The sequence below is a fragment of the uncultured Castellaniella sp. genome (assembly GCF_937988725.1).
Taxonomy (GTDB): Bacteria; Pseudomonadota; Gammaproteobacteria; order Burkholderiales; family Burkholderiaceae_B; genus Castellaniella.
In genome coordinates this window covers 748,283-775,282 of sequence record NZ_CALKHS010000010.1, presented here as the reverse complement: position 1 = coordinate 775,282, position 27,000 = coordinate 748,283, and the positions used below count along the sequence as shown (strand labels likewise).

Annotated in this window: 22 protein-coding genes, 1 tRNA gene and 1 pseudogene; 18 read left to right on the top strand and 6 right to left on the bottom strand. The window is 61.5% G+C overall.

Annotation, left to right across the window (positions count from 1 at the left end; all coding sequences use genetic code 11):
- Positions 1-325 precede the first annotated feature (325 nt).
- The 13 genes and pseudogenes from Q0263_RS14105 to Q0263_RS14045 all read left to right on the top strand — a co-directional run.
- Positions 326-550, top strand: a complete 225-nt coding sequence (locus tag Q0263_RS14105; RefSeq protein ID WP_298017408.1) for a DUF3311 domain-containing protein — start codon at positions 326-328, stop codon at positions 548-550.
- On the top strand, positions 547-1,977 hold the full coding sequence (locus tag Q0263_RS14100) for a hypothetical protein (RefSeq protein WP_298017406.1): 1,431 nt from the start codon (positions 547-549) through the stop codon (positions 1,975-1,977). The genes Q0263_RS14105 and Q0263_RS14100 overlap by 4 nt, the downstream gene beginning before the upstream one ends.
- 79 nt (positions 1,978-2,056) lie before the next feature.
- Positions 2,057-3,268, top strand: a complete 1,212-nt coding sequence (locus Q0263_RS14095; RefSeq protein WP_298017403.1) for an amidohydrolase — start codon at positions 2,057-2,059, stop codon at positions 3,266-3,268.
- Entirely contained in the window at positions 3,265-4,254 is a 990-nt protein-coding gene (locus Q0263_RS14090) for an ornithine cyclodeaminase family protein (RefSeq protein ID WP_298017400.1), read from the top strand. Before Q0263_RS14095 ends, Q0263_RS14090 begins: the two co-directional genes overlap by 4 nt.
- A 6-nt stretch (positions 4,255-4,260) precedes the next feature.
- Positions 4,261-4,761: an EcsC family protein gene (locus Q0263_RS14085; protein WP_298017397.1), complete on the top strand. Its 501-nt coding sequence runs from the start codon at positions 4,261-4,263 to the stop codon at positions 4,759-4,761.
- A complete protein-coding gene (locus Q0263_RS14080) occupies positions 4,682-5,029 on the top strand; it encodes an EcsC family protein (protein WP_366140713.1) in 348 nt (115 codons plus the stop codon). Before Q0263_RS14085 ends, Q0263_RS14080 begins: the two co-directional genes overlap by 80 nt.
- A 372-nt stretch (positions 5,030-5,401) precedes the next feature.
- Positions 5,402-7,000 carry an ABC transporter substrate-binding protein gene (locus Q0263_RS14075; protein WP_298017392.1) on the top strand — a complete coding sequence of 533 codons (1,599 nt, stop codon included), beginning with the start codon at positions 5,402-5,404 and terminating at the stop codon, positions 6,998-7,000.
- A 9-nt stretch (positions 7,001-7,009) separates the two neighbouring features.
- Complete coding sequence (locus Q0263_RS14070) at positions 7,010-7,951, top strand: ABC transporter permease (protein ID WP_298017388.1); 942 nt, start codon at positions 7,010-7,012, stop codon at positions 7,949-7,951.
- Positions 7,952-7,996: 45 nt separating this feature from the next.
- On the top strand, positions 7,997-8,851 hold the full coding sequence (locus Q0263_RS14065) for an ABC transporter permease (protein WP_298017385.1): 855 nt from the start codon (positions 7,997-7,999) through the stop codon (positions 8,849-8,851).
- A gap of 49 nt (positions 8,852-8,900) precedes the next feature.
- Positions 8,901-10,568 (top strand): ABC transporter ATP-binding protein, encoded by a 1,668-nt coding sequence (locus Q0263_RS14060; RefSeq protein ID WP_298017382.1) that lies wholly within the window; start codon positions 8,901-8,903, stop codon positions 10,566-10,568.
- 104 nt (positions 10,569-10,672) lie between these two features.
- Entirely contained in the window at positions 10,673-12,013 is a 1,341-nt protein-coding gene (locus tag Q0263_RS14055; protein ID WP_298017379.1) for an amidase, read from the top strand.
- 96 nt (positions 12,014-12,109) lie between these two features.
- On the top strand, positions 12,110-12,859 hold the full coding sequence (locus Q0263_RS14050; protein ID WP_298017377.1) for a GntR family transcriptional regulator: 750 nt from the start codon (positions 12,110-12,112) through the stop codon (positions 12,857-12,859).
- Between the two features lie 37 nt (positions 12,860-12,896).
- A pseudogene (locus Q0263_RS14045) lies at positions 12,897-13,040 on the top strand (integrase core domain-containing protein); the annotation flags it as partial.
- A gap of 63 nt (positions 13,041-13,103) precedes the next feature.
- Here the strand turns inward: Q0263_RS14045 and Q0263_RS14040 are convergent.
- From Q0263_RS14040 to Q0263_RS14020, 5 genes are all read right to left on the bottom strand, one after another.
- A complete protein-coding gene (locus Q0263_RS14040; protein ID WP_298017375.1) occupies positions 13,104-13,313 on the bottom strand; it encodes a hypothetical protein in 210 nt (69 codons plus the stop codon).
- Between the two features lie 13 nt (positions 13,314-13,326).
- The gene (locus Q0263_RS14035) at positions 13,327-13,464 is read right to left on the bottom strand and encodes a hypothetical protein (RefSeq protein ID WP_298019119.1); all 138 of its coding nucleotides are present in this window, start codon (positions 13,462-13,464) and stop codon (positions 13,327-13,329) included.
- 156 nt (positions 13,465-13,620) lie between these two features.
- Entirely contained in the window at positions 13,621-15,066 is a 1,446-nt protein-coding gene (locus tag Q0263_RS14030) for an efflux transporter outer membrane subunit (protein ID WP_298017372.1), read from the bottom strand.
- A complete protein-coding gene (locus Q0263_RS14025; RefSeq protein WP_298017369.1) occupies positions 15,063-18,269 on the bottom strand; it encodes a multidrug efflux RND transporter permease subunit in 3,207 nt (1,068 codons plus the stop codon). Before Q0263_RS14025 ends, Q0263_RS14030 begins: the two co-directional genes overlap by 4 nt.
- An 8-nt stretch (positions 18,270-18,277) precedes the next feature.
- Complete coding sequence (locus Q0263_RS14020; protein WP_298017366.1) at positions 18,278-19,495, bottom strand: efflux RND transporter periplasmic adaptor subunit; 1,218 nt, start codon at positions 19,493-19,495, stop codon at positions 18,278-18,280.
- 136 nt (positions 19,496-19,631) lie between these two features.
- On the opposite strand from Q0263_RS14020, the gene Q0263_RS14015 reads away from it, so the two are divergent.
- Positions 19,632-20,651 carry a LysR family transcriptional regulator gene (locus Q0263_RS14015; protein ID WP_298017363.1) on the top strand — a complete coding sequence of 340 codons (1,020 nt, stop codon included), beginning with the start codon at positions 19,632-19,634 and terminating at the stop codon, positions 20,649-20,651.
- A 40-nt stretch (positions 20,652-20,691) separates the two neighbouring features.
- Here the strand turns inward: Q0263_RS14015 and Q0263_RS14010 are convergent.
- Positions 20,692-20,776 (bottom strand) — tRNA-Leu (locus tag Q0263_RS14010).
- Between the two features lie 114 nt (positions 20,777-20,890).
- Between Q0263_RS14010 and tig the strand changes: the two genes are divergently transcribed.
- The 4 genes from tig (at position 20,891) to lon (ending at position 26,786) form a co-directional block, all read left to right on the top strand.
- Complete coding sequence (gene tig, locus Q0263_RS14005; RefSeq protein ID WP_298017360.1) at positions 20,891-22,201, top strand: trigger factor; 1,311 nt, start codon at positions 20,891-20,893, stop codon at positions 22,199-22,201.
- Complete coding sequence (gene clpP / locus Q0263_RS14000) at positions 22,201-22,860, top strand: ATP-dependent Clp endopeptidase proteolytic subunit ClpP (RefSeq protein WP_298017357.1); 660 nt, start codon at positions 22,201-22,203, stop codon at positions 22,858-22,860. The genes tig and clpP overlap by 1 nt, the downstream gene beginning before the upstream one ends.
- A gap of 13 nt (positions 22,861-22,873) precedes the next feature.
- Complete coding sequence (gene clpX, locus Q0263_RS13995) at positions 22,874-24,169, top strand: ATP-dependent Clp protease ATP-binding subunit ClpX (protein ID WP_298017350.1); 1,296 nt, start codon at positions 22,874-22,876, stop codon at positions 24,167-24,169.
- A 157-nt stretch (positions 24,170-24,326) separates the two neighbouring features.
- Positions 24,327-26,786 carry an endopeptidase La gene (gene lon, locus Q0263_RS13990; RefSeq protein ID WP_298017344.1) on the top strand — a complete coding sequence of 820 codons (2,460 nt, stop codon included), beginning with the start codon at positions 24,327-24,329 and terminating at the stop codon, positions 26,784-26,786.
- The last annotated feature ends 214 nt before the right edge of the window (positions 26,787-27,000 follow it).

Genomic DNA, 27,000 nt, shown 5'->3' with positions numbered 1-27,000 from the left:
GTCTTGTTCACGTGTTTGTCTCCTGAGTTTGCTGTTTCTTGCCGCTTGCGCAGCGCGAATCGCAATGCCGAAGGCATGTCGGCGCCGTCGAGCGGGCGATCTTGCGAGGACATCTGTATTTCCCTGTAACCGCAGCCTTCTCTCCAGAGTGATGCATCGCGGGGCTGGCACCACGGCCAGGGTCGAATTGGCACTACCGGCGGGTACTTCCGACACTTATCATCAACGAGAGCCGCCTGGTTGGTTTTGCGAGCGGTGCGAAGATCATGAGACAGGATGCCCCGGACGGAGCCCCGACGTCCGGCAGGCATAAGGAGACAAGGAAATGATTGGAAGCAAATGGGCCATCCTGATCGCCACCGTCATACCTGCTATCGCCATATTGGTGGGAATCCCGGTAATCAGCGGCTACGAATATACCGTGCTGGGAATACCGTTGGTATTTTTCTGGCTATTTTGCTGGTTGCCATTGACGACGCTTTGCATGTGGTTGTCATGGCATTATTTCGAGCGGGCGCACTACCGCAAGATCGAGGGGGATGAAAAATGATTGCCCTCCTGTTTGGACTGATCATTGCGGGATCGGTGCTCGTCGCGTATGTTGGCAGATCCGGCGCGGCCGATGGCACGCCGCTGGGCACGCTGATTGCGGGAAGGTCCCTGCCGAGCTGGCTGATATTCTTCCTGGCGGTCGGCGAAATCTACAGTATCGGCACGATGCTCGGCTTCCCCGGCGGCATATATGCGAAAGGCGCATCATATGGGATATGGTTCATCGGATATATCCTGATGGGCTATATATTCGGTTATTTTCTGGCGCCTCTGGTATGGCGGGCGGGGAAGGCCTATGGCGCGGTGACTGTGCCGGATGTCATGTATGGGCATTACCGGAGCCGTTTTCTTGAGAAACTTTCCGCAGCCACCTTCGTGCTTGCGTTGTTCCCGTGGGCGATCTTTCAGTTCATAGGGCTGCAGGTCGTCCTGAGCGAGCTTGGGCTTCAGCTCACGCGCCTGGAAATTGTCGTGGGGACGGCGATCATTGCGTTCCTCTACGTGTTCGCATCTGGAATGCGCTCGACGGCCCTGGTGACCGTGGTCAAGGACACGTTCATGTTTCTTGGCATCGTCCTGGCCGGGATCGCAGTCGTCATCGCGGCGGGCGGCCTCCATGGCGTGTTCGAGGTCTCGCAACATAAGCCCGAGCTCGGGACTGTGACCAGCGGCGCGCTCGTGTTCGCCATGACGACGATCTTCGTGCAGTCCGTGCAGTTCTACATGACGCTTCCTGCGCAATTCCTGTTTTCCGCCAAGTCCGAGTCTTCGATCAAGAAGTCCGTGATATGGATGCCGTTGTACATGCTGATGTATCCGCTGCTGGTCTTCGTCGCTTATTACGGCGTGGGCCATGCTCCGAACTTGGCGAAAGCGGATCGCGTGTTCCTGGTCGTGGTGAGGGATCTCGCTCCGCCCTGGATCGTCGGCCTGATCGCGGCCGGGGCCGGCCTGGCGGCGCTGATTGTTCTGGCTGGAAATTCCTTGATGTTTGCCGGCGTCTTCAGCCGGAACCTGTGCCCGTCCATGAAAGAGGCGGAGACCTCTCGTAGTCTCAATATGGTCATGGCGGCATTTCTGATCATCACCGCCGCGTTATCGACGTTTGCTTCGTCGATCATGCTGACGTTTCTCACGCTTGCGCTGGCGTTGACGACACAGCTGGTGCCCGCCTGGTTTGGCGTCATGTTCTTCCGCGGCCTCAAGTCGGGCGCATTGTGCGTCGGCATGATCGTGGGATGCGCGATCGTTGCCTGGTTTTATTTCAGCGACACGAATATTGGAAACATCAACTCGGGTCTGGTGGCGCTCGTTGCCAACTTCGCAATATCTTGCTTGCTCAGCGTCGTCATGGAGAAGGGCGGGGCTGTGGAACGTCCGGTGAATATGCGCGGGGTGGAAATTCTTTCCGGCCGGTTGAAGTAGCGTCGCTTTGCATGCTGGCCGCGATAAAACGCGATATAGATGAAGGATGGGAATTCATATGAGTGTTTCAGGGGATGAAATGGATTTTGTCCTGAGCAATGTCCGCCTCGATGGACATCGCGATGCGCTGGATGTCAGGGTGGGTGGCGGAGTCATCCAGTCCATAGGCAAGCATTCCGCCATTGATCCAGGCGTGCCGAGGATCGACGGGAAAGGGGAGTTGCTCCTGCCGGGTCTTGTCGACAGCCATTGCCACGTCGACAAGACGCTCTGGGGCGGCGAGTGGGTTCCACACTCTGCGGGCCCCTCCGTCGCCGAGCGAATCGCCAACGAGCGCGACCGCCGTTTTGAGGTCGGTTATCCTTCCATGGAAAGGACCCTTGCGCTGCTCAGGCAAATGTCCAGTTGCGGGACGACGCACATCAGAACGCACACGGATGTGGATCCGGACATTGGTTTGCGTGGCATCGAAATGGTGCGGGAAGCAACGCGACTGCTGGAGGGCGCCATTGATGTCCAGCAGGTGGCGTTCCCGCAGCAAGGGATTGTCGCGAGGCCCGGAACCGAAGAACTGCTCAGGGAAGCCGCCAGAAGCGGAATGGTCTCGGCGATCGGAGGCGTGGATCCGGCGGGGCTGGATCGCGATCCCGGCGGCCATCTCGATGCCATCTTCCGAATCGCGTGTGAGGCGAATATCGGGGTGGACATCCACCTGCATGATCCGGGCGACCTGGGCATATGGGAAATGTGGCGGATTATCGAAAGGACACGCAGCTTCGGCATGTCCGGAAGGGTCGCAATCAGCCACGCCTTCTGCTGGTCGGGAATGTCGGGGCCCGTGCAATCCGCCGTTCTTGACGCTCTGGCCGAATTGGATATTTCCATTGTCACGTCCGCCCTCTTCAGCTTGCCCGTTCCGCCCGTTCGCGCTTTTCATGATCGCGGGGTGACGCTTGCGTGCGGGAATGACGGCATTCGGGATCTCTGGTCTCCATATGGCACGGGCGACATGCTCGAGCGCGCCATGCACGTCGCATTCCGTTCCGACCTCAGGAGGGACGAGGATATAGGCCTGGCGTTGGACTGCGCGACTCGCAATGGTGCGCGGATGCTGGGAATCGACCATTACGGGCTCGATGTCGGCTGCAATGCGGACATGGTCCTGGTCCCGGCGGACCGTGCCGCGGAAGCGGTGGTCATGCGTCCCGCGCGTTCCCTGGTCTTCAAGGGCGGCAGGATCGTGGCGGGCAAGGATAAGGATGATCGCCGAATCGAGGGAGACCCGAGATGACTTTGCTGTTGGGACGCGGGGATATCAGCAGGCTTTTGGACATGCCGGACGTGATCGAGGCTGTCCGCCAGGCCCATATGGAGCATGCTCGCGGACACGCGATGCAGGACCTATGTCCGACGTTTTCCGTCGAAGGGTCCAAGGCGGCGCTGCTGCCCATGATCGCCGCGAGCGACTCGGGCGGCATGGCCGTGGCCAAGCTGCTGGTGGACAATCCCGGCAACGGGAAAAATGGCTTGCCGGTCCAGCAATCGACGATCATGGTCATTGACATGATCACCGGCAAGTGCGACGCGATACTTCACGGCGGCACCCTGACGGCCTTCCGGACGGCGGCGGCGTCCGCGGTCGCCAGCAGCGTGCTGTCCCGGCCGGATAGCCATGCGCTGGGATTGATCGGGGCGGGGAATCTGGCGAGAACGCATCTCGAGGCGATTTCCCTGGTGCGAGACATCCGCGAGGTTTTCGTCTGGAGCCGCACGGCTGACACCTCGGCGCGCTTTGCCGCGGATGCCCGGGCGCAAGGATTCAGCGTGGCCGTGTGCGACAGTCCGCGCGATGTCGTTCGCCGTTCTGACATTCTGTGCACATTGACGCCGTCGCTGGAGCCGGTGGTGCAAGGAGAGTGGTTTTCCGAAGGCCTGCACGTGAACGCGGTGGGCGCGCCGCCGCGGTCCGATCATCGCGAGATCGATTCGGCGGGCATGAAGCGAGCAAGAATCGTCGTGGATGATTTGGCGTCGGTGCTGGCCCATTCCGGGGAAATCCTGATTCCATTGGCGCAACGCGAGATTTCGGAGGCCGACATTTCCGCCGAGCTTGGCGAGATCCTGATCGGTGAGAAACCGGGCAGGGAGCGCGCCGACGAGATCACCGTGTTTGATTCGGTCGGCGTCCCGATTCAGGATATCGCCACCGTCAGGCTTATCCTGGAAAAGGCCCGCAACACGGGCTGCGGAGTGGAAATCGACCTCAACAAGGCATGATCCGGCATGCTCGAAGGCCTTGAGCATATTGTGTCGGTATCGGGCCTGATCCTCTTCGCGGCCGGAGGGACGAGACTGATCGGCATGCCGATCGAAAAGGGGCTGGATATGCTGCCCGCCGGCTGGCGCGGCCGGATTGCCGGCGTGGCCCGGGTGGCATTGAGCAAGGTGGCCGATGCGGCCATCTTCACCTTGGAGGATGTCCCGGGCGGCAGCAGCAGCGACCGGTGGCACAAATGGGGCGCGGCGCTCAGTGGCGGAGTGGGGGGCTTCTTCGGGATCGCCGGCCTGACCGTGGAACTGCCGATTTCGACGACCTTGATGATGCGCTCCATTGCGGCCATCGCCCGCGGAGAGGGCGAATCGCTGCGGGATGCCGGCACGCGCCAAGCCTGCCTGATGGCCTTCGCCATGGGCGGCCGGGCGGATGCCGACGATGCCGCCGAAAGCGGCTACTACGCCGTACGCGTGGCCCTGGCGCGGGCCGTCGGCCAGGCGGCCGATTAATTACCTGGGCGCCAAGGTGGCGGCTGACAAGGCGGCGGCGCCCGCCATGGTCCGCCTGATTGCCGTTATCGCCGACCGCTTCGGCATCCAGGTCGCTGAAAAGGTCGCCGCCCAGGCAGTTCCTGCGCTGGGCACCGCCGGGGGCGCGCTGATCAATACACTGTTCATCGACCACTTCCAGGATGTGGCGCGTGGACATTTCATCGTCCGCCGACTGGAACGCAGATATGGAAAAGAGGCCGTCCATGCGGTCTACATGGCCTTGTGAAATGAGTGATGTGCGGTCAAAAGTGATTGAGTACACCTCTGTTCGTTCCCATCAATTCCCCAGTGGCCGCCGATATCCCGCCCCTTGATTGCCGCCGCACTCCGTCCTTCGCTGTCTTGAGCAGGATCCTGAGTGTCCGCGTGGCGGCGTGTCGCGCCGCAATATAAGCCCCAATAGCCAATTCGGATTGTATCAGTGTAAACACCTATAGCTGCATTAGTGTCAACAACAGTGTCCACGACTACAATCGGAATCGTTGTCTATGAGAAATTACATGACGGTATACGAAATTTTCAGATTTTCGTAATCCGCCTCTTGCTATCGATCCGCTTCGTCGACGTGCCGACGAAGCCAGTAGATGAAGGAGCTCATATGAAAACCACGTCCAGCTGGGCTAGGAAATTGCTTGTAATCTCCTGCCTGAGCGCAGCACCGATCATGGTGTCTCTCTGCCCTGCGACCAGTGTGGCAACAACGATTACAGTCGTGCCCGAATCACCGCTGAAATCGCTGGATCCAATCATCACGCCGGCGTATTTCATCAGAAATTTCGGCTACATGATCTATGACACGCTGCTCGCGCTGGACGCGGACGGCAAGATACAGCCGCAGATGCTTGATCACTGGAAAGTTTCCGATGATGGTCGGACATACACAATGACCTTGCGTAAAGGCCTTCTGTGGACGGACGATACTCCGGTGACTTCAGATGACTGCATTGCCTCAATCAAAAGATGGGCCATACTGGACAAGACCGGCCAGATCATGGACAGCTTGATGGAGAGCATGACGAAGCTTGATGGGCAATCATGGCAAATGCGGTTCAAGGTCCCGACTGACATCGCCTTGCGCGGCTTGTCCAAGCCAAGCGGCGTGCCTGCCTTCATGATGCCGGAAAGAGTAGCCAAAACACCGGCAGACAAGCAGATCACTGAAACCATAGGTTCAGGACCCTTCAAGTTCGTCAAAGAAGAGTTTTGCCCCGGGATACAGGCGGTATTCGCTAAAAACAAGAAATATGTGCCCAGGCCGGAAAAGCCGAGCGGATTGGCGGGCGGTAAGGTGGTCTACGTTGATGAAGTGAAGTGGATTGGGATGCCTGACAGCATGACAGCCATAAATGCACTGGTCAACAAGGAAGTGGACCTGATAGAACGGACAGATTACGATTTTCTTCCGATGCTGGAGCAAAACAAAGACATCAAGGTCATAACGGCCCACCAGCTGGACCAGCAGCCGATTGCACGATTCAATTTCCTACAGCCGCCATTTGACAACAATAAGGTGCGTCAAGCTGCAATGATGGCCGTGAATCAGAAAGATGTTCTGCAGGCCATGGTGGGAAATCCAAAATATTATGAAACCTGCTATACCGTCTACGGTTGCGGCAACCAATACGCGAGTACTGCTGGCAGCGGCGAGTTCGGAAGGGGAAACATTGCGAAGGCCAAGGAAATTCTCGCGAGCTCCGGGTATGACGGGACACCGATTGTTCTGTTGCATCCTACGGATGTGGGCGCCTTTTCGAAATCGGCTCCGGTCATTGCTCAGGAATTACGCCAGGCAGGTTTCAAGGTCGACATGCAATCCATGGATTGGCAAAGTGTGAACAATCGCAGAACGTCCAAGGCCAGTCCGGCTGACGGTGGGTGGAACATGTTCACGACGGGTATCGGAGTTGTGGATGCTCGTTCTCCATTAAGCGCCTTCACGATACCTGCGAATGGAAGCAAATCTTGGTTTGGTTGGCCGGATATTCCAGAAATAGAACAGTTGCGTAATAAATTCGCGAGGTCGTCGGACCCAGCCGAGCAAAAGGCGCTCGCGGATGAAATTCAGGAGAAAGTGTTGAGCAACGGGGTCATCTTGCCTCTTGGCCAGATTTCACTGCCCCTTGCCGTATCGGCCAAGCTGCAGGGCGTTCTTGAAACCTATGCACTGGTCTTCTGGAACATCAAGAAATCAGATTGATACGATCCAATGTATCGCTTCATAATCAGAAAACTCATCAGTACGGTAAGCGTAATTCTTATCGTGTCGATCATCGTTTTCGCCATGCTCAGGGTGGCTCCGGGGGATCCCGCGACGATCATTGCAGGAGATGGGGCCACCGTTGAGCAAATCGAGCAAATACGAAAGTCACTGGGGCTCGACAGGCCCATGCTCGAACAGTTTACGATCTGGTCGGGTTCTGTGCTGCATGGCGATTTTGGCAAGTCATTGATTTCAAACCAACCCGTGGCAGGCCTGATCCTCGATCGGTTTGGCGCAACGGTGGCAATATGCGTCACCACGATCCTGTTTTCGATCCTGCTTGCCATACCAATTGGCGCACTCGCGGCATGGAAGCAGGGTGCCATAATTGACCGATTGATAATGGCAGCGTCGGTTACTGGGTTCTCAGTCCCTGTATTCATTACAGAATACTTGTTGATATTGCTGTTCTCGATGACTCTTCGGTGGCTCCCGGTGCAGGGATACGTGCCGCTTGGTGATGGCCTGCTCCCTTTTCTGAAGCATATAATCTTGCCGGTGGCAGGGTTGAGCACCATTTATATTGCGCTCATTGCGCGCATAGTGCGCACCAGTATTCTGGAAGTGCTGAATGAGGATTATATAAGAACCGCCCGTGCAAAGGGATTGCCCGAAAGTGTGATACTGTTCAAGCACGCGATGGGAAATGCAGCGGTGCCAATTGTCACTATAATCGGTGTCACAGTGGGCTTACTGCTTGGCGGGGTTGTAATCACAGAGAGTGTTTTCAATATACCAGGGCTCGGGCGCCTGGTGGTCGATGCAGTGCTGGCTCGGGATTATCCAGTCATTCAGGCCGTATTGATTCTTTCTTCGATGGTATATGTCCTGATCAATCTGGTGACGGATGTGATCTATTCCTTAATCGACCCAAGAATTCAATACTGACGAACTTCGTGAATTTCGAGAGCATGGCGGTACAGGATGAACGGCATGGCTGAATTACAACTAGCAGAACAATCTCAGTTGCGAAAGGCCTTTCGAGGCGTGCCAACTTTCCTGGCCGTGATGACTCTGTTGGTGCTGGTCGCGGTTGCGGTTTTTTCACCAGCCATTGCTCGATTCGACCCCAAGTTCATTGACCCGTTCGCCAGGCTGATGCCGGTCGGTAGTGAACATTGGTTCGGCACGGATGGCTATGGAAGAGACTTGTTTTCCAGAGTGGTCTACGGATCACGTATCTCGCTGTCGATCGGTTTTATCGCTGCAGCCATGGCCATCTGCACGGGGCTGACACTAGGCGTCTTGGCTGGATATTTCAGGAGGCTGGACGGTTTGATCATGAGCGTCATGGATGGGATCATGGCCATACCCGGAATTCTTCTGGCTATCGCTTTGGTGGCTCTGTCGGGCGCCAGCCTAGTGACGGTATTGGTCGCCGTAACTATACCTGAAGTCCCGCGAGTCACCAGATTGGCACGCAGCATAATGCTCAGCGTACGTTCGGAGCCTTACGTGGAGGTTGCGGAGACTCTGGGGACCAGGGCGTTTACCATTATGTATCGGCATATGATTCCGAACGCTATTCCTGCACTGATAGTGCAGGGCACGTATATATTCGCCACCGCGATGCTTACGGAGGCAGCGCTGAGTTTTCTCGGTGCAGGCATACCACCCGAAGTCGCTTCGTGGGGAAATATCATGGCCGATGGTCGTGCGTATTTCATGCTGCGCCCTGGGCTGATACTGTTTCCAGGGGTTTTTCTTTCATTGGCTGTATTAAGTATCAATATATTGGGGGATATACTGCGTGATGGACTCGACCCAAAGATGGCTAGAAAGATCTGATGCTGGTGATGCATCAGAAATATGAAATCTCACGTTGGTGCCAATTCCAATGACCCATGATCTCATCCTCGGGGTAGAGAATCTCCATATAGCAACTACGCGTCATGCCGCGCGTAGCCTCGTGGATGGGACGTCCTTCAGTGTCAGTGCCGGTGAGACGCTGTGTATCGTCGGCGAATCTGGGTCGGGAAAATCCCTTACCGCCCTTGCAATCATGGGCCTGCTGCCGCGAGGGGCGCTGGAAGTGACGGGCGGGGAAATCCGGGTCGTGGGAGAAAGTGTAATTAAGGCTCCTGCACCCACATTGCGCAAGATGCGCTCGACGGTCATGTCGATGATCTTTCAGGAACCAATGACCGCTCTGAACCCTGTGCAACGCATAGGATCGCAGGTTGAGGAAGTGCTGGCACGAAACACCGGACTCGACAGGCGTCAACGTAGGGCGCAGGTACTCGCGATGCTGGAGTCTGTCCACCTGCCGGATCCAGTGCTGATCTTTAATTCATATCCGCATCAACTCTCTGGTGGCCAAAGGCAGCGTGTCATGATTGCCATGGCCTTGATCCTGAAGCCCAAGCTGCTGATCGCCGATGAGCCTACGACAGCGCTTGATGTCACGACTCAAAAACAAATTCTGTCCCTTATCAAGGAATTGCAACACGATCAAGGTACTTGCGTCTTGTTCATCACCCATGATTTTGGCGTGGTTTCCGATGTCGCCGATAACATTCTGGTAATGTGTAAAGGGCGCCAGGTCGAGATGGGCTCGCGATTGTCGATACTTTCGTCACCTACTGACGGCTATACCAAAATGCTGCTGGAGTCGGTGCCCGGCCTCGTTGCCAAGGGCCGTACAATTACATCCGAGAGCGTTCGGTTGCGTGTTTCCGAGCTGTCGAAGACATATCGTTCTGTGTCTCTCTTTGGCGCAGGCCGATCGGTAAGAGCCGTTTCGGAGGTCTCCCTGACCTTGCATAGCAATGAAATAATGGGAATAGTTGGTGAGTCCGGTTCGGGGAAATCCACGGTTGCGCGTTGTCTTGTCCGACTGCTGGATCCCAGTAAAGGTGATATTTTTGTGAAATCCACGAATATTGCCCGCTTGCCCAAATCGCGCTTGCGAGCAATACGGCCGGATATCCAGATCGTCTTTCAGGATCCATATCGGTCTCTGAATCCGAGACAGAGAATCGGCAAGTCTTTGATAGAAGGCTTGCTGAATTACGGTGTTTCTAGGCAGGACGCACTGTCGAAAATATCCGATGTTCTGAAACTGGTCGGCTTGGACGATTCTATCCTGAATCGGTTTCCACATGAATTTTCCGGAGGACAAAGGCAACGGCTGTGCCTGGCGAGGGCCGTAGTCATGGAACCTAGTATTCTCATCGCAGATGAGGCAGTGTCAGCGCTTGATGTATCCGTCCAGGCGCAAGTGCTGCAACTATTGAAACAGGTCAGGGAGCGCACTGGAATCGCAATACTCTTCATAACCCATGACCTCAGAGTTGCGGCGGAAATTTGCGACTCAATCATTGTCATGCAAAATGGCCGAATCGTAGAGGCGGGGAAGTCTGATGCAGTCCTCTCGGTTCCAAGGCATGAATATACGAAAAATTTACTTTCCTCTGTGCCGGGCCGTGATTGGGATTTCCAAAATTTTCGCCCCTTTGGCGAGAAAAGGGCGGCTCACTCTGCGCTCGGGGACTTGCGCGCGTGAGTTTTCTTGCTTGTCAATGAATCTTGCCTTGATTCGGTGCGGACTGAAGAGGTCATGTCACAGTTCGCACACGCGGGTTTGAGCACTCACGTGAGGTTTTACAGATGTCAGAACTGAACCTGGACACGATCACCATCGAATCCGCCGCTCGGGCTCTGAGGGAACGTTCTATCAGCGCCGTGGAATTGACAGAGGCTGTGCTGCAACGAGCGCGGAATTCAGAGAAGGACGTCAATGCGTATGCATATCTCTGCCCGGAAATTGCCTTGGCGGCAGCACGCAAGGCCGATGAGCTGATTCGGAGCGAGCGGTTTCTGGGGCCGTGCCATGGCATACCAATTGGTGTTAAAGACCTGATCAGCACATTCGACATGCCGACTGAAGCCGGTTCCGAGTTGTTCAAGGGGCACATGGCGCTTCGGGATGCGCGGATCGTCAAGTGTTTGCGTGATTCGGGAGCGATAATCCTGGGAAAACACCGCACGCACGAGTTTGGGTTTGGCATGAATGAGCCGATCACCCGATCCGCCTGGGCGCCTGAGTATTACGCGGGTGGCTCGACGGTCGGCGGTGCCGTTTCCGTGTCAGTCGGCAGCTCGTTGGCCGCCATCGGGACGGATGGTGCGGGGTCAATACGAAAACCGGCGGCGATCAACGGCTTGGTCGGACTGAAACCCACCTACAAACTGCTCGACAATGAGGGCGTCTTCCCTGGCGCCGGGTCGTTCACTCATCTGGGCTGGATCACGCGTTCCGTCTACGACGCCCAGTTGATTTTTTCGGTGACGACAAACCAGCCGGTCCCGCCACGCCTGGATGACATCAAGGGTTTGAGGGTTGGGTGCCCGTCCTACTTTTTTAAGGATATTCAGGCAGACATCGGGAAACTCGTTAAGCGCTGCCTGGACATCTTCGCAGATGCCGGAGCCGTAATCGTGGAATTTGATATTCCCGAACTCTATCGCAGCGCGTCGATTCACCACATGCTGGGACTTTACGAAGCCTATGGAGGACACAAGCGCTGGATTGAGGAGTCTCCAATGTTGTATCACCCGGACTCTCTGAAGTTCCTGAAGGGTGGGGCGGATGTGGGGAGCGAGCTTGCCGAGACCATGCGCACGGAGCGCGCAGGGATGCTGCACCTTATTGATGCTGTATTCGATACGCATGGCATTGATGTGATATGTTCTCCCACGCTGGCCTTGTCCCCCGTCAAGATGGTAGACATGGTGCCGGAAAGGCACCTGGCTGCCTATACGCGATTGACCGTGCCATTCAACGTGTCCGGCCAGCCTGCCATCAGCATACCGTGTGGCCTTGATGACTTGGGAATTCCGGTGGGCTGTCAACTGGCCACAAGGTCCCACACGGACAGCAGGCTGCTCGAGATTGCCTCTTTCCTGGAGGCTCGCCTGGGCTGGAAGCCTCCCGCTTTTGCTTACTGATTGGTTCCCGCGATTTATGGTGGGCCATAGCGGACTTTATTATCATCATTCAGAAAACTAACCTGTTTCAGCGGCCCCAGAGGAAGCGAAGAAGTGATGAATTCGAGCTCTACTGTGCTTGGGGCTGGCGTCTCCAGGCAAAAAATCGCGGCGAAACAGCGTGCGCGAACCGAGCAGCAGAACTCTTTATCTACCGACGAAATCTACCAGAAGGTCTATGTGGCTGTTTTGGAATACAGGCTGCGCCCTGGCACCAAGCTCGCGGAGAGCCGGCTGGCTGCGATCTTTGGATGCAGTCGAACACGTGTGCGTGAAGCGCTTGCCAGGCTCGCTAATGAAATGGTCGTCGAACAGATATCGCAACGAGGCGCCTTTATCGCGCAACCCTCGGTCGAGCAGGCCAGAGATGTTTTCGAGTTGCGCCGCATCATGGAGCCTGCAATACTCAAGCGCCTCATCGAAACCTTGACGGCGGAAAAAATTGCAATTCTGCGCGCCCATCAGCAGCTTGAAATTCAAGCGCGCGCACTCGGTGATAACCCGAAAGTCATACGTCTGGCGGGAGATTTTCATCGGTTGCTCGCGGAATTGGCCGGCAATTCGGTGATGGCGAGCAACATGCGTCAGCTGACCGTACTGACCTGTCTGGCCATCTGCCTTTACAACGCTCCCGTGCCCACCAGCTGCCGCGCGGATGAGCACGGCCAGATGATCGATGCGATCGAGTCGCGCGACCTGGAAGGCGCCCAGTTACTCATGGCTAACCATTTGGATCACATCGAAGAAAGTCTCAGGCTCGATACCGACTTGGCCGAGCCCGATCTGGAAGCGATCTTCCGCATGTAGAGAATCGGCCGGGAGAGAGACGTGTGCGCGTTACATGCTCGAAGACGCGCATCAGAAGCTTGAAAATTGGGGACAGGATTACAATCATTTTCGACCCCATTCGGCCCTGGCAGATGTCGCGCCAGCCGTGTTCGCACGTCAGTTCGCTGGCGTGTACGACATGCCGGATTCTCCACGTTAGGCCTGCCCATGTCGTGGGAGGTGGTCACAGCCTTCAACAAGGGGGCCTGCTGGAGTATGGGTTTTAGGCGGAGGGGAGGACCGTCCCCGCGCCGCCGGCCAATTTCTTGATCTTGGCCATGGGGCTCAAGGCGAACCAGGCATCGAAGGTGCCTGCAAGCCGCTTGTCGCCCGTGAGGGCCAGGCGGCCCGTCTTGCGCGCCTGGGCGATGCTTGTATAGCCGAGCCATACTTCGGTCAGCGTGCGCAGGTCCGTGGATATATAGAGATCCACTTCGTATCCCGGGTCAATGGTGCACAGATCGGCCTCCCGGCCCTTTTCGGCGACCAGCCAGTAGCAGCGTCGCCTCGGTCGTCACCCAACGCTGCCCCCATGCGCCAGCCGCCTCCACAATGGGCCGCAACTCTTTGCCGGCGGCGGTCAGGCGGTATTCGCAGGCGTTGATGTCGGTGGCAACGGGACTGCGGACCAGGATGCCGCCGGACTGACGCGCGTCGTAGTCCCCGGCGGGAGCATCGGCTTGGCGAACTGGACCCCCAGGGGGCTGATACTGTTCAGGGTCGCGCGTCGGTTCCTCCCCTCAAATATCCCCCCAGCCGCCGCCGATGGCGCGGATCAGCTGCACGGCCGCGTGCGCGCGCAGGCCGTCCAGTTCCACGACGGCGCGCTTGCGCTGCAGCACGTTGCGGTCGGCGTCGATGACTTCCAGGTAGCTGACCGACCCGGCTTCGTACTGGGCCTTCGACAGCTCCGCCGCGCGGGCGGCGGACGCCACGGCGGAGTCCTGCACCTCGGTCTGCTCGCCCAGCAGGCGCAGCGCGGACAAGCCATCCTCGACTTCCCCGAAAGCCTTGAGCACGCTTTGCCGGTACAGGGCCAGGTCCTCTTCGTAGCGGGCGCGGGCGCGGTCCACGCCGACCTGGCGCCGGCCGCCGTCGAAGATCGGCAGCGACAGCGCCGTTCCCAGCAGCGGGCCGAGCACGAAGCTGCGGCTCGACCAGCGCAGCAACTCGTCCAGTTCGGAAGACTCGAAGCCGAACGTCCCGGTCAGGGCGAGCTGCGGGAACAGAGCGGCCTTCGCCGCGCCGATCCGGGCATTGGCGGCCGCCAGCGCCCTTTCCGCGGCGGCGATGTCCGGGCGCCGTTCGAGCAGGGAAGAGGGCAGGCCGGCCGGAATGGCCACCGGGATCCTGGCCAGGGGCTGCCTGGGCAGCGAGAAGTCGGCGGGCGGCTGTCCCAGCAGCAGCGCCAGTCCATGCTCGGCGGCGGCGCGCTGCCGCTGGACGCCGAGCGCTTCGGCGCGCGCGGCCGCGAGTTCCGAGCGGGCTCGCGCGACGTCGAGTTCGCTGATGTCGCCTTCGCGAAAGCGGGTCTCGACCAGGTCCAGGCTCATGCGGCGCAGGGAGATCGTGTGCTCGTAGAGCAGGGCTTCGCCATCCAGTTGCCGGATCAGGAAATAGTTCTGGGCGACGTCGGCCTGCAGCGCCAGCAGCACGGACTGGTACAGGGCCCGGGCCCGCTGGGTGTCGGCGCCGGCCGCATCGACTTCCGAGGCCACGCGGCCGAAGAGATCGACCTCGTAGGACAGGCCGGCCTGGGCGCGCCAGAGCGTGGCTGTCCCGCCCGCGCCGGCGGCGCCTCCGGCCGCCTCGGAGGCGCGTTGACGGCTGGCGCCCAGCCCGGCCGTCAGTTCCGGAAACCGTCCGGCGCGCGCGCCCTTTTGCATGGCGCGCGCCTGTTTCACGCGCGCGGCGGCGGCCTGCAGATCCTGGTTCGCCTTCATGGCCTGTGTTTCCAGGGAGTCCAGCGCCGGGTCCCTGAAGATGGCCCACCAGCGTCCGCGCGCCAGATCGTCGGCCGGCTGGGCCTGTTTCCAGCGCTGTCGTTCGGCCGCGCTCAGGCGGGCCTCCTTGAAGGCGGCGGGTGTTTCGACGGCGGGCCGTTCGTACTTGGGGCCGACGGCGCAACCGGCGAGCAGGGCGGCCAGCAGGCCCGAGGCGGCGGCGAGAGAGATGCGTGTGATCATGAGCGGAGTTCCACGGTGGGGTTCGCGGCGGGGACAAGGGGGGCGGGGCCAGCGAACGCGGCGCGCCGGGCCGTGAACCGGCCGGCGAGCGTGCGCAGCAGCACATAGAACACCGGAGTCAGGTACAGGCCGAACACGGTGACGCCCAGCATGCCGAAGAAGACGGCGATACCCATCGCGTGACGCATTTCCGCGCCGGCGCCCGTGGACAGCACCAGAGGCACGATCCCCATGATGAAGGCGATGGAGGTCATCAGGATGGGACGCAGGCGCAGGCGGCTGGCTTCCCGGGCGGCCTGCGCCGCGGACATGCCCTGCGCTTCCAGTTCGCGCGCGAACTCGACGATCAGGATGGCGTTCTTGCAGGCCAGTCCCACCAGCACCATGAGCCCGATCTGTGTGAAGATGTTGTTGTCGCCCTGGGTCAGCCAGACGCCGGCCAGGGCCGCCAGCGCGCTCATGGGCACGATCAGGATGACCGCCAGCGGCAGGGTCAGGCTTTCGTACAGCGCGGCCAGCACCAGGAAGACCAGCAGGACGCTGATGGGAAACACCCAGATTCCGGCGTTGCCGGCCAGGATCTGCTGGTAGGTCAGGTCCGTCCATTCGAACTTGATGCCCTTGGGCAGCGTCGATGCCGCGATGCGCTCGGCGCTGGCCTGGGCTTCCCCGGAGGAATAGCCGGGCGCGGGGCCGCTGTTGATGTCGGCGGCCGTGTAGCCGTTGTAGCGCACCACCATCTCGGGCCCGTAGGTCGGCGTGAGCGACACCAGGGAGCCCAGCGGCACCATGGCGCCGGAATCGCTGCGCGTCTTCAGCCGGAGAATGTCCTCGGGGCTGGACCGGAAGGGCGCATCGGCCTGGGCCTTGACCTGGTAGACGCGTCCGAAGCGGTTGAAGTCGTTGACGTAGAGCGAACCCAGGTAGATCTGCATGGTGTCGAACACGTTCGTGACAGGGACGCCCAGCTGCTTGGCCTGGACCCGGTCGAGATCCACGTCCAGCTGCGGCACATTGATCTGGTAGCTGGAGAATGCCGGCCCCAGCTCGGGCGTTTGCGCCGCCTTGGCCAGGAAGGCCTGGACCGCGTCGTTCAGGCGGTCGTAGCCCAGTCCGGCCGTATCCTCGACCTGCAGCTTGAATCCGCCGACCGTTCCCAGGCCCATCACCGGCGGCGGGGGGAAGACCGCGGTGAAGGCTTCCTTGATGCCGGAAAACTTCTGGCTCAGCGCGGCCGTGATGGCCTGGGCGGACGTCGCCGCGTCCCGGCGCTTGTCGAAGTCGTCGAGCGTCATGAAGACGACAGCCGCGCTCGAACTGTTGGTGAAGCCGTTGATCGACAGGCCCGGGAATGCGACGACGTTCTTGACGCCCGGCTGGGCCAGCGCGATGTCGCTCATGCGCCGGACCACGGCGTCCGTGCGTTCCAGCGATGCGCCGCTGGGCAGTTGCGCGAAGCTGACCAGGTACTGCTTGTCCTGTCCGGGCACGAAACCGCCCGGGACGACATAGGCGACCCCCGCCGTCAGCGCGAGCAGGACCAGATAGACGCCCAGGGTCGCGCCCTTGCGCCGCACGACCGCGCCCACGCCTTGCGCATAGCCGTCGGAGGCCCGCCCGAACGCGCGGTTGAAGACGCGGAAGAAGCCGCCCAGGACGCGATCCATGCCCCGCGTGAGCGCGTCGGGCCGGGCCCCGTGAGGTTTCAGCAGCAGGGCCGCGAGCGCCGGCGACAGCGTCAGCGAGTTGAATGCCGAGATGACCGTCGAGATGGCGATCGTCATGGCGAACTGCTTGAAAAACTGTCCGCTCAGACCCGTCATGAAGGCCAGCGGCACGAACACGGCGACCAGCGTCAGGGCGATGGCGATGATCGGCCCGCTCACTTCGCGCATGGCGCGGTAGGTGGCGTCGCGGGGACTGAGGCCGGCCTCGATGTTGCGCTCGACGTTCTCGACGACCACGATGGCGTCGTCCACGACGATGCCGATCGCCAGCACCAGGCCGAACAGGGACAGCGCGTTGATGGTGTAGCCGAAAGCCAGCATCAGGGAGAATGTGCCGATGATGGAGATGGGCACCGCGAGCAGCGGAATGATGGACGCGCGCCAGGTCTGCAGGAAGACGATGACGACGAGCACGACCAGGGCGATGGCCTCGAGCAGCGTCGATATCACCGCCTCGATGCTGGATCGGACGAACTGCGTGGGATCGTAGACGATGCGGCTTTCGAGCGAGGCCGGGAAATCGGCCGACAGTTCCCGCATGGTTGCGCGCACGGCGTCGGAGATCGCCAGCGCGTTGGCGCCCGGAGCCTCCATGATCGCCATGGCGACCGCCGGTTTGTTGTCCAGCAGCGATCGCAGGGCGTACTCGGATGCCGCGAGCTCGATGCGCGCCACGTCGCGCAGCCGGGTGACGCCGCCGTCCGGGGAAGACTTCAGGACGATGTCGCCGAATTCCTCTTCGGTCCGCAGGCGGCCCTGCGCGTTGACCGAAAACTGCATCGCGACGTCGGGACCGCTGGGCGCCGCGCCGATGACGCCCGCGGCCACCTGCACGTTCTGCTCCCGGATCGCGGCGACGACGTCGCTGGCGGTCAGGCCGCGCTCGGCGATCTTGGTGGGGTTCAGCCAGACGCGCATGGCGTAGTTGCCGGCCCCCCAGAGCTGCACCTCGCCCACGCCCGGGATGCGCGCCAGCTTGTCCTTGACGTTGAGGACGGCATAGTTGCGCAGGTAGGTCAGGTCGTAGCGCTGGTCGGGCGAGACCAGATGCACGACCATGGTCAGGGTGGGAGTCGCCTTGATCGTCGTCACGCCCAGGCGCTGGACGTCCTCGGGCAGGCGCGGCAGGGCTTGCGCGACCCGGTTTTGCACGAGCTGCTGGGCCTTGTCGGGGTCCATGCCCAGGTGGAAATTGACCGTGACCGTCAGGTTGCCGTCGCTGTTGGCCTGCGACTGCATGTACAGCATGTTCTCGACCCCGTTGATGGCCTCCTCGAGCGGCGCCGCCACCGTTTCGGCGATCACCTTGGGGTTGGCGCCGGGGAACTGCGCCCGCACGACGACCGAGGGCGGCACGACTTCCGGGTATTCGGAGATCGGCAGGCGGAAGACGGCGAGCAGGCCGGCCAGCAGGATCAGCACGGAGATGACCGCCGCGAAGATCGGCCGGTCGATGAAGAATTTGGAAATGTTCATGGGGCCGCTCAGGATTGGTGCTGTCCGTCCGGCGCCGAGCCGGGCAGGGAGATAGCGCCGCCCGCCGCGAGCGCGCCGTCGTCGGCGCTGACCGGCTTGGGCGCCACGGTGTCGCCCGGCCGGATGCGCTGCAGGCCGTTCACGACGACCCGGTCGCCCGCCGCCAGGCCGCTGCGGACCACGCGCCAGCCTTCCCGGCCGGCGCCCAGGGTCACTTCCCGGTAGGCCGCCTTGTTGGCGTCGTCCACGACCATGACGAAGCGCTTGGCCTGGTCGGTGCCGATCGCCTTTTCCTGCAGGAGAACGGCTTCGTGGGGCGCGCCCGCGTCCAGGCGGACCCTGGCATAGAGGCCGGGCCTCAGGAGGCCGTCCGGATTGTCGAACAGCGCCCGCACCCGGATCGTCCCGGTCCGGGGATCCAGGCTGTTGTCCAGGAACGCCAGCCTGCCGCGGCGGGGGTAGCCCTGTTCATTGGCCAGGCCCATGGACACGGGGACGGCCGCCCCGGCGCCCGCGGCGGCCGCGCCGTTCATCTGCAGGAAGGTCTGCTCGTCCACTTCGAAGGAGGCGTAGAGCTGCGACACGGAGACCATGGTGGTCAGGGGACGCGCGCCGCCGAGGCCGACGACATTGCCTTCGGTCGCCTCGGCCTTGGAGACGCGCCCGCTGATGGGCGCGACGATGCGGGTGTGCTCCAGGTCGAGGCGCGCCGACTGCAGCGCAGCCCGGGCGGCCTGCACGCGGGCGGCCGCTTCACGGGCCGCATTGCGCTTTTCCTCGAAATCCCGGCGGGCGATCGCGTTGCCGGCGAGCAGCCGCTGGCCCCGGGCCAGGTCCGCGCCGGTGTAGGCGGCCTTCGCCGTGGCCGCCGTCAGCTGCGCCTGCGCCTCGTCGACGGCGGCCTGGTAGGGACGCGGGTCGATGGTGAAGAGCGGGTCGCCGCGCCGGACCAGCGCGCCGTCCTTGAAGTGGACCTGGGTCAGGGTGCCGGACACCAGGGGTCGGATCTCGACCCGGTCCACGGCTTCCAGGCGGCCGGAATATTCGTGCCAGTCCGTGATCGCCTGGTAGCGGATCGTGGCGACGTCCACCTGGATCGCGGGCGCAGGGGATGGCTGGCCTGCGTCGGCGAGCGTGCCGGCGCTCTCGCGCATGAGCAGGAAGCCGCTGGCGAGCAGCAGTCCGGCCAGCGCGAGGGCGGCGTGTCGTGCGTGGAAAGAAAACATGACGGGATTCCTTTTGAAGAGTGCGCTATTATTTGTTATTCGCAAATTTGGATAAATATCCAGTTTTTGTCATCACTATTCAAAAGAAACAAACAATGGCGCGCGGCGGACCCCGCATCGCGCCGGGAGTACGGATATGGATCATCTTCAGGCCATGCGGGTCTTCACGCGGGTCGTCGACGCCAACAGCTTCACCCTGGCCGCCGACAGCCTGGACATGCCCAGGGCCACCGTCAGCACGATCATCCGCAAGCTTGAAAAGCACCTGGGGGCGCGGCTGCTGAACCGCAGCACCCGCCGCCTGAGCCTGACCCCGGACGGCGCGTCCTACTACGAACGCTGCGCCGGCATCCTGGCCGACGTCGAAGAGGCCGAATCGGTCTTTCGCGATCGCGCCCGGGGCCCGCGCGGCCGCCTGCGCATCGATGCGCCGCCCTCCCTGGGCCGGCTGGTGCTGATTCCCAAGCTGTGCGATTTCCACCAGCGCTACCCGGACATCGAGCTGGTCGTCGGCCTGAGCGACCGGCCGGTCGACATGGTGCAGGATGCCGTCGACTGCGTGCTGCGGATCGGCGACCTGCAGGATTCCTCGCTGATCGCCAAGCGCATCGGCGTCTTCAAGAGCGTGACCTGCGCGGCGCCGTCCTATATCGAACGCTACGGAAAGCCGGCGGCCATCGAGGATCTGGACCGTCACCGGGCGGTCAACTATTTCGTGGCGCGGACCGGGCGCAACATCGACTGGAGCTTCAAGGTCGGAGACGGGATCGTGAACGTTCCGGTCAAGGGCTCGCTGTCCGTGAACGATGCCGACGCGTACGTCAGCGCCGGGCTCGCGGGGTTCGGCATGATCCAGCCGCCGCGCTACATGGTCGCGCCGCATCTGGATTCCGGCGAACTGGTCGAGGTCCTGGAGGCCTGGTCGCCGCCGCCGATGCCGATTTCCGTCGTCTACCAGCAAAGCCGCCACCTGTCCTCCAAGGTCCACGTGTTCGTCGACTGGATCACGGAAGTCTTCCAGGGATGCGTGCTGATGAAGAAATGCGCGGACGGCTATCCGCTGGACCAGGATTGCCGGTTCGCGGCCGATCTGGCGGCGTCGCACGGGCTGCAGGAGATGATGGAGCGGCGCAATCTGCTGGAAAGCGCGCTTTAGCCGGCGGGCGAAGCGCCCGCGGATGTATGATGGAGTCGCGTGGTGCGAACGGAGAGACTTGAACTCTCACGCCTTGCGGCGCCAGAACCTAAATCTGGTGCGTCTACCAATTCCGCCACGTTCGCTAGGTTAGCCGGACATTATAGCTTGAAACCCCAGGCGCCCCGGCGCTTCTACGCCGGGCCCGACTTTCCGCTAAAATACCCCGTTTACTGTCCATTACTATCAATAGGTTCCGAATGCAGCCCGTGGTTGAAAAACTGTCCGGCCTGGAGCGCCGTGTCGATCTGAGCGTTTCTGTCGCCGACGTTGAAAAAGAAGTCCAGGCACAACTCAAACGCGTCGCCCGCACGGCCAAGGTCCACGGGTTTCGTCCCGGCAAGGCTCCGCTGTCCGTGATCGAGCGCAGCCATGGCCCCTCGGTGCGCTATGACGTGATCAATTCCCAGATCGGCAAGTCCCTGGACAAGGTCATCGCCGACGCCAACCTGCGCGTGGCCGGCTCTCCCAGCCTGGAACCCAAGCTGGACGGCGCCGCGGAAGGCGTGATGGAATTTTCCGCCACGTTCGAGGTCTACCCGGAAGTCGAACTCCCCGATCTGTCCACCCTGAAGATCACCCGCAGCGCCGTGCAGGTGGGCGATGCCGAAGTGCAGAAGACCATCGACATTCTGCGCCGCCAGCGCACCATCTTCCGGGCCGCCGCCGACCGCGCCGCCCAGGACGGCGACCGCGTCACGCTGGATTTCGCCGGCACCATCGACGGCGTGGCCTTTGACGGCGGCACCGCCAAGGACTTCCCCTTCGTGCTGGGTCAGGGCCGCATGCTGCCCGAATTCGAAGCCGCCGCCACGGGCCTGAAGGCCGGCGAAAGCAAGACCTTCCCGCTGAATTTCCCGGCGGACTACGGCAGCGCCGCCGTGGCCGGCAAGCAGGCTGAATTCACCATCACGGTGAAGGAAGTCGCCGAACCCGAACTGCCCGAGATCGACGCCGATTTCGCCAAGTCCCTGGGCCAGGCCGAAGGCGACGTCGACGCCTTGCTGGCCGAAGTGCGCGGCAACGTCGAACGCGAAGCCCAGGCCCGCGCGAAAAGCCGCACCAAGGGCAGCGTGATGGACGCCCTGGCCGCCGCCTGCGCCTTCGATCTGCCCAAGGCGCTGGTCGACAGCGAAGTCGCCAGCCGCACCGCCGCCGCGCGCGAGGAACTGAAGCAGCGCGGTCTGCCCAATGCCGATTCCATTCCCATCCCGGAAGACACCTTCCGTCCGGAAGCCGAACGCCGCGTGCGTCTGGGCCTGCTGGTGGGCGAACTGATCAAGGCGGCCGATCTGAAGGCCAAGCCCGAACAGGTCCGCGCCCGCATCGAGGAATTCGCCAAAAGCTACGAACAGCCCGCCCAGGTCGTGGCCTACTACCTGTCCGATCGCCAGCGCCGCGCTGAAATCGAATCGCTGGTGCTCGAAGACAATGTCGTCGATCACGTGCTGGCCGCCGCCCAGGTGACGGACGAAACCGTCGACTTTGATACCTTGATGGGAACGCGTTGATGTCCAGGTTCACCGATTTCTATGCATCGATGTATGGGGGCGAATCCGTCACCCCCACCGGTCTGGGCTACGTGCCCATCGTGATCGAGCAGTCCGGTCGGGGTGAACGGTCCTACGACATCTATTCGCGCCTGCTGCGCGAACGGGTGATCTTCTTCGTGGGGCCGGTCAACGACCAGTCGGCCAATCTGGTCGTCGCCCAGCTGCTGTTCCTGGAATCGGAGAACCCCGACAAAGACATTTCCCTGTACATCAACTCGCCGGGCGGGTCGGTGTACGCGGGCATGGCCATCTACGACACCATGCAGTTCGTCAAGCCGGCCGTCTCCACCCTGTGCACCGGCCTGGCGGCCAGCATGGGGGCGTTCCTGCTGGCAGCCGGCGAAAAGGGCAAGCGCTATGCCTTGCCCAATTCCCGCATCATGATCCACCAGCCTTCCGGCGGCGCCCAGGGGCAGGCGTCCGACATCCAGATCCAGGCCAAGGAAATCCTCAGCCTGCGTGAACGGCTGAACAACATTCTGGCGGAGCGCACCGGGCAGGACATCGAACGCATCGGCGTCGACACGGAACGCGACAATTTCATGTCCGCCGATGACGCGCAGGCCTACGGCCTGATCGACAAGGTCTTGGTTTCGCGCACGAACGAAACCAAATAAGTATGGGTTTGCCATGACCGAGAAAAAAGGATCCAGCGAGGACAAAGCCTTGCATTGTTCCTTCTGCAACAAAAGCCAGAGCGAAGTCCACAAGCTGATCGCGGGTCCCTCCGTGTTCATCTGCGATGAATGCATCAGCCTGTGCAACGACATCATCCGCGACGAAAAGCAGGAAGCCGCGCGCGATGCCGTGCGCAACGAACTGCCCACTCCGCAGGAAATCAAGACCTTCCTGGACGGCTATGTGATCGGTCAGGAAACGCCCAAGCGCAATCTGGCCGTGGCGGTGTACAACCACTACAAGCGCATCCGGTATTCCGACGCCAAGAGCGGCGACGTCGAACTGTCCAAGAGCAACATCCTGCTGATCGGCCCGACCGGCTCGGGCAAGACGCTGCTGGCGCAGACGCTGGCCCGCATGCTGGACGTGCCTTTCGTCATGGCCGACGCGACCACGCTGACGGAAGCCGGCTATGTCGGCGAGGACGTCGAGAACATCATCCAGAAGCTGCTGCAGAACTGCAACTACGAAGTCGAGAAGGCCCAGCGCGCCATCGTCTACATCGACGAAATCGACAAGATCTCGCGCAAGTCCGACAACCCGTCGATCACGCGCGACGTGTCCGGCGAAGGCGTGCAGCAGGCTCTGCTCAAGCTCATCGAGGGCACGGTGGCTTCCGTGCCGCCGCAAGGCGGGCGCAAGCATCCCAACCAGGATTTCGTCCAGGTGGACACCACCAACATCCTGTTCATCGTGGGCGGGGCCTTCGACGGTCTGGAAAAGATCATCCGCGACCGCAGCGAACGCTCCGGCATCGGGTTTTCCGCCACGGTGCGGGCGCGCTCCGAGCGCGGCGTGGGCGAACTGTTCGCCGAGGTCGAGCCCGAGGACCTGATCAAGTTCGGCCTGATTCCCGAACTGGTCGGCCGCCTGCCGGTGGTCGCCACCCTGGAAGAACTGAAGGAAGACACGCTGGTGCGGATCCTGACCGAGCCGCGCAACGCCGTCGTCAAGCAATTCCAGAAACTGCTTGAAATGGAAGACGTGGACCTCGACGTCACGCCCGAGGCCCTGACGGCCATCGCCAAGCGCGCCATCAAGCGGCGCACCGGCGCGCGCGGCCTGCGGTCCATCATGGAACAATCCCTGCTGGCGACCATGTTCGATCTGCCGACCCGCCAGGACATCAACCGCGTCGTGCTGGACGCGGACGCCGTCGAAGGCCGCGGCGAACCCCAGCTCATCAAGGGGCCCCGGGGGACGCATCACACGGAAGACGAAAAGCCCCTGCGCACGGCGGCCGCCTGACCATCGCTTCAGGCGGACCGGTGTTGCCTTTATACTGAAACCAGGCTTGGGGCCTTGAAAGCCCCGCACCTGGCACCATATGGGTAGGCAGGCAACATACAAAAAAGGAAGCCTGCGCTTCCTTTTTTATTGGACTCAACCGTTTTAGGAAGCAACCATGTCTGCTAGTCAGATTCTGACCCAGGAACCTGCGGATCTGCCGCTGCTGCCGCTGCGCGATGTCGTGGTCTTTCCGCATATGGTCATCCCGCTGTTCGTGGGCCGTCCGCGTTCGATCAAGGCGCTGGAACTGGCCATGGAAGGCGGCAACAACATCATGCTGGTTGCGCAGAAATCCGCCGGCAAGGACGACCCCACGCCCGACGATCTGTACGACATCGGCTGCGCCGCCAGCATCCTGCAGATGCTCAAGCTGCCCGACGGGACCGTCAAGGTCCTGGTCGAAGGCCAGCAGCGGGCGCGCATCCATGCCGTGTCGGATGCGGAAACGCATTTCACGGCCCGGGTCACGGGCATCGTCGAGGACGCCTCCGACCAGGCCGAAGCCGAGGCCCTGCGCCGCGCCGTGCTGGCTCAGTTCGAGCAGTACGTCAAGCTGAACAAGAAGATCCCCCAGGAAATCCTGACCTCGCTGACCGGCATCGAAGACGCCGGTCGCCTGGCGGACACCATCGCGGCCCATCTGCCGCTGAAGATCGAGCAGAAGCAATCCCTGCTCGACATGGAAGGCGCCGTGCAGCGTCTGGAAGCCCTGCTGGCGCAGCTGGAATCCGAAATCGACATCCTGCAGGTCGAAAAGCGCATTCGCGGCCGTGTCAAGAAGCAGATGGAAAAGAGCCAGCGCGACTACTATCTGAACGAGCAGGTCAAGGCCATCCAGAAGGAACTGGGCGAGGGCGAAGAAGGCGCCGACATCGAGGAACTCGAACGCAAGATCGAAGCGGCCCGGATGTCCAAGGAAGCCCGCAAGAAAGCCGACGGCGAACTGAAGAAGTTGAAGCTGATGTCGCCCATGTCGGCCGAGGCCACGGTGGTGCGCAACTACATCGACACCTTGATCAGCTTGCCCTGGCATAAGAAGAGCCGGGTCAACAATGCTCTGAAGAATGCTGAAGAAGTCCTGGACGCCGACCACTACGGCCTGGAAAAGGTCAAGGAACGCATCGTCGAGTACCTGGCCGTGCAACAGCGCGTCGAGAAGCTCAAGGCCCCCATCCTGTGCCTGGTGGGACCTCCGGGCGTGGGCAAGACGTCCCTGGGCCAGTCCGTGGCGCGGGCGACCAATCGCAAGTTCGTGCGCATGGCCCTGGGCGGCGTGCGCGACGAGGCCGAGATCCGCGGCCACCGGCGCACCTACATCGGCTCCATGCCCGGCAAGATCCTGCAGAACATGAGCAAGGTCGGCGTGCGCAATCCCTTGTTCCTGCTGGACGAGATCGACAAGCTGGGCGCCGATTTCCGGGGCGACCCGTCCTCGGCGTTGCTGGAAGTGCTCGATCCGGAACAGAACCACACCTTCCAGGACCACTACATCGAGGTCGATTTCGATCTGTCCGACGTGATGTTCGTGGCCACCAGCAACACGCTGAACATCCCGCCAGCCCTGCTGGACCGGATGGAGGTCATCCGCCTGTCCGGGTACACGGAAGATGAAAAGGTCCACATCGCCTTTGATCATCTGCTGCCCAAGCTGATGAAGAACAACGGCGTGCAGGAAGGCGAGCTGACGGTGACGGAAGCCGCCATCCGGGGCATCGTGCGTTACTACACGCGCGAAGCGGGGGTGCGGGCGCTGGAACGGGAGATCTCCAAGATCTGCCGCAAGGCCGTCAAGCGCCTGCTGTCGGCCAATCCGGTCGGCAAGGGCCGCAAGATCGAAAAGATCCAGGAATCCCTGATTGTGGATGCCGACAATCTGAACGACTACCTGGGTGTGCGCCGCTTCAGTTTCGGCGTGGCCGAAAAAGAAGACCGCGTCGGTCAGGTGACGGGTCTGGCCTGGACGGAAGTGGGCGGCGAACTGCTGACCATCGAAGTCGCCGACATGCCCGGCAAGGGCGTGGTCACGCGCACCGGCTCACTGGGCGACGTGATGAAGGAATCCGTCGAGGCGGCCCGCACCGTGGTGCGCGCCCGCGCCCGCCACTGGGGAATCGCCGATCAGGTCTTTGAAAAGCATGACCTGCACGTGCACTTTCCCGAAGGCGCGACGCCCAAGGATGGTCCTTCGGCCGGGGCCGCGATCACCACGGCCATGGTGTCGGCATTGACCGGCATTCCGGTGCGCGCCGACGTGGCCATGACGGGTGAAATCACCCTGCGCGGCGAAGTCCTGGAGATCGGCGGCCTGAAGGAAAAGCTGCTGGCGGCGCATCGCGGTGGCATCAAGACCGTGATGATTCCGGAGGAAAACGTCAAGGATCTGGCTGAAATCCCCGACAACGTGAAGAATCACCTGGAAATCATCCCGGTGCGCTGGATCGACCGGGTGCTGGAAGTCGCCTTGCAGCGCATGCCAACCCCGCTGTCGGACGAGGAAGTCGCCCGCCTGGCGGCCGAGGCCGTCGCCGCCGCCAAGCCCTCGGGTTCCGGGACGGGGGATGTGATCAAGCACTGATCCCCGAGCCCGGGTCCGGGATCGCGTTCGACTCCGGATGCGGTCGCGCGCGGGTGGGCATCATCCGCGCTTTGCGGCCGCATGCCGGACGCACGGCGGCATCGCTGCTCGAAGAACAGGCCTCGCTCCGAAAAGGGCGAGGCCTGTTTTTTTGCGGATCCGGGACCGGTTTCGCGGGTGCAGGCCGAAGCGAGGCCGCTTTCCGCGCCGGGGC